General features: G+C 38.9%; 3 protein-coding genes. 2 read left to right on the forward strand and 1 reads right to left on the reverse strand.

Features of this window, described 5'->3' with window-relative positions; all coding sequences use genetic code 11:
* Nucleotides 1-1,072: dihydroxy-acid dehydratase domain-containing protein (locus tag AC1DRF_RS22040; protein ID WP_477741699.1), on the forward strand; the 1,072-nt coding region annotated here is incomplete at its 5' end.
* 67 nt (nt 1,073-1,139) lie between these two features.
* On the opposite strand, the gene AC1DRF_RS22045 is transcribed toward AC1DRF_RS22040, so the two are convergent.
* Complete coding sequence (locus AC1DRF_RS22045; RefSeq protein WP_097823302.1) at nt 1,140-1,568, reverse strand: GNAT family N-acetyltransferase; 429 nt, start codon at nt 1,566-1,568, stop codon at nt 1,140-1,142.
* A gap of 366 nt (nt 1,569-1,934) precedes the next feature.
* Between AC1DRF_RS22045 and AC1DRF_RS22050 the strand changes: the two genes are divergently transcribed.
* Nucleotides 1,935-2,723 carry a DUF4240 domain-containing protein gene (locus tag AC1DRF_RS22050; RefSeq protein WP_427076457.1) on the forward strand — a complete coding sequence of 263 codons (789 nt, stop codon included), beginning with the start codon at nt 1,935-1,937 and terminating at the stop codon, nt 2,721-2,723.
* Nucleotides 2,724-2,748 lie beyond the last annotated feature (25 nt).

The raw sequence follows: 2,748 nt of genomic DNA on the forward strand, positions 1-2,748 counted from the left end.
CTCAATGAACTGCTTAGCTGAAGCGTTAGGACTTGCTTTACCTGGAAATGGTACAATCTTAGCAGTTGCTCCTGAACGTAGAGAATTTGTTAAAAAATCAGCTAAACAGCTTATGGAATTAATTAAATTAGATTTAAAACCACGTGATATCGTAACAGAAAAAGCAATCGACAACGCATTTGCTTTAGATATGGCGTTAGGCGGTTCTACAAATACAGTTCTTCATACGCTAGCTCTTGCGAATGAAGCTGAAATTGAGTATCCATTAGAGCGTATTAATGAAGTGGCAGAACGCGTGCCTCACTTGGCAAAACTGGCTCCGGCTTCGGATGTATTTATTGAAGACTTACATGAAGCAGGAGGCGTATCGGCTGCTTTAAACGAGCTATCTAAAAAAGAAGGAGCTCTTCATTTAGATACGATGACGGTTACTGGAAAAACGCTAGGTGAAAACATTGCTGGGTGCGATGTAAAAGACTATAACGTTATTCATCCAATCGATAAGCCTTTCACAGAAAAAGGCGGACTTGCTGTATTGTTTGGCAACTTAGCTCCAGACGGCGCGATCATTAAAACAGGCGGTGTTCAAGACGGCATTACTCGCCACGAAGGACCAGCAATTGTATTTGAGTCTCAAGATGAGGCGCTGCACGGTATTGCTAACGGAAAAGTAAAAGAAGGACATGTCGTAGTCATTCGTTATGAAGGACCAAAAGGCGGACCGGGAATGCCTGAAATGCTAGCTCCAACTTCTCAAATTATGGGAATGGGACTAGGCGCAAAAGTAGCGCTATTAACGGACGGACGCTTCTCTGGGGCTTCCCGTGGATTATCAATTGGCCACGCGTCTCCAGAAGCTGCTGAAGGCGGACCACTAGCATTTGTCGAAGATGGCGACCACATCGTGATTGACATTGAAGATCGTTCGATGAATGTTCAAGTTTCTCCAGATGTTTGGGCAGAACGAAAAGCAAACTGGAAAGGCTTTGAGCCGAAAGTGAAAAAAGGCTATCTTGCAAGATATTCTAAACTTGTAACTTCTGCAAGCACGGGCGGAATTATGAAAATCTAATAGTACAAAAAAGGCTCTCTGCTGAGAGCCTTTTTCTTTATTAAAGTAACTGGGCAAAGAAGCATTTTTAACACGAAAATTCTTTTTTCATAATAACGTGTGGAATACCGTCTTCCATAAAGACATCTGAAACCGTCTTATAGCCTAATTTATGATAAAAAGGTTCGGCCTGAACTTGACCGTGAAGCTTAGCTTGAGTTAATCTTTCTTTTTTCGCTGCTTCTTCTAAGCTAGCCACCACTTCTTTTCCGAGCCCGTATTTTCTAAATTCCTTTAATACGCATATCCGCTCTATTTTGGCGTAATCGTCTACTATGCGGAATCTACCAGAAGCTGCCGGTTCATTGTTATAGTAAATCAACATATGTTTTGCCGTTTTCTCATGTTCATCAAATTCATCTTTTAATGGCACACCTTGTTCTTCAACAAACACTGTTTTACGTATATGAAATACTTCTTCAAGCTGCTCTTTTGTTGTAACTTGCTTAATTTTCATCGAAAATCCTTCCTTTGCTGCGAATTTATGCTTCTTTTTTGTATAATAAAGATATCTGATATAAAAGAGTATAAAGGAAAAACAAAATGTTGTAAATGCAACAAAAAACAAACAAGTGAAATATTACATACATGATGTTTTAATTTCTCGCTGTTTGAACTGTATCAGTAGCATTGAATTTAAGTGCTGAGCGGAGTGTGCTCAAAAAATAGTCCTTCAGCTTTTAACAAACTTTAGAAAGAATTAAAATCAACTGGACCATGTTACAAAAGGAAAGAAAATGTATTATGAAGCGCCATGGCTCTACATAACTTGTAAAAAGAGAAATATTCACAATAGTAGTAGGATGAAAAAGGGGAATGTATCATGCAAATAACCTTAGTGTATAAAGATGAGCAATCGAATAAATTTTGGAAAGTTGAAAGAAGAGACAGCAAGTTAATCATTCACTTTGGAAAAGTTGATACAGCCGGTCGCATGCAAGTGAAAGAGTTTGCTTCCGCAGAAGCTTGTGAAGCGGAAGCTGAAAAGCTGATTCGTGCAAAATTGAAGAAAGGGTATAAGCCTTTAACTTGTTCAATGCAAGTAATGAAAGACAGTACGATGTCAGAGACTCTCTTTTGGGAACTGATAAAAAAGGCGAAGACAAAATTAGATGTCGACGAGCAAATGGAATGGCTCCGCTCCACGCTAGCAAAGCGTTCTGAAAAAGACATTTTCCGCTTTGATCAGCTATTAAATCAGCATTTTGATCAATCCTATACTTCTTCATTGTGGGCAGCAGCTTATATTGTAATGGGCGGTTGTTCAGATGATTGTTTTGATTATTTTAGAGCCTGGCTTTTATATCAAGGAAAAGACATTTATTATAAAGCAATTGAATCTCCTGAGACGATGATTTCTGTTCTTCAACCACTAGAAGCAGAAGGCTATGCTCCTCAATTAGAAGAATTACTTGCTGTAGCGTGTGAAGCTTATGAAGAAAAGACAGGTTTAGATAACGATTATTATTACGATAAATATGACCAGTTTGACCCAATATGGTACGATGAGCAAGATTTGGATCTTGATTGGGATGAAGATGATGAGGACGGTTTACAGATGCGATTCCCTGTGCTGTGGAGTCGCTATTGGAACAATCACCTCGAATACTAAAAAGAAGAGATGAAACTCTATATAC

It is taken from the genome of Priestia sp. P5_B4, assembly GCF_056400385.1.

Coding starts and splice junctions, on each gene's coding strand:
- AC1DRF_RS22045 (WP_097823302.1), bottom strand. CDS start 1,568: ATGAAAATTAAGCAAGTTACAACAAAAGAGCAGCTTGAAGAAGTATTT.
- AC1DRF_RS22050 (WP_427076457.1), top strand. CDS start 1,935: ATGCAAATAACCTTAGTGTATAAAGATGAGCAATCGAATAAATTTTGG.